3 tRNA genes are annotated in these 340 nt (G+C 53.5%); all 3 read right to left on the reverse strand.

What is annotated here, in order from left to right:
• Positions 1 to 44 precede the first annotated feature (44 nt).
• The 3 genes from IC173_RS20515 to IC173_RS20525 all read right to left on the reverse strand — a co-directional run bounded on the left by IC173_RS20515 (position 45) and on the right by IC173_RS20525 (position 293).
• Positions 45 to 120: transfer RNA gene (locus IC173_RS20515), tRNA-Val, on the reverse strand.
• A 7-nt stretch (positions 121 to 127) separates the two neighbouring features.
• Positions 128 to 201: transfer RNA gene (locus tag IC173_RS20520), tRNA-Gly, on the reverse strand.
• Between the two features lie 17 nt (positions 202 to 218).
• Positions 219 to 293: transfer RNA gene (locus tag IC173_RS20525), tRNA-Glu, on the reverse strand.
• Positions 294 to 340 lie beyond the last annotated feature (47 nt).

The following is a 340-nucleotide window of genomic DNA, read 5'->3' on the forward strand; positions in this document are numbered from 1 at the left end:
GTGACAGGCTGGCATTCTAACCAACTGAACTACCAGGCCGCAAATGGTGGGACCAGCAGGGCTCGAACCTGCGACCCCCTGCTTGTAAGGCAGGTGCTCTCCCAGCTGAGCTATGATCCCATTTTTTTGGAGCGGGTGAAGGGGATCGAACCCTCACAGCTGGCTTGGAAGGCCAGAACTCTACCATTGAGCTACACCCGCTTATTTAATTGTTTTTTTGGTGACTCGTAGGGGAATTGAACCCCTGTTACCGCCGTGAAAGGGCGGTGTCTTAACCTCTTGACCAACGAGCCATTTTAATGGTTGCGGAGGCAGGACTCGAACCTACGACCTTCGGGTT

Source organism: Clostridioides sp. ES-S-0048-02 (assembly GCF_020658495.1).
Classification (GTDB): Bacteria; Bacillota; Clostridia; order Peptostreptococcales; family Peptostreptococcaceae; genus Clostridioides.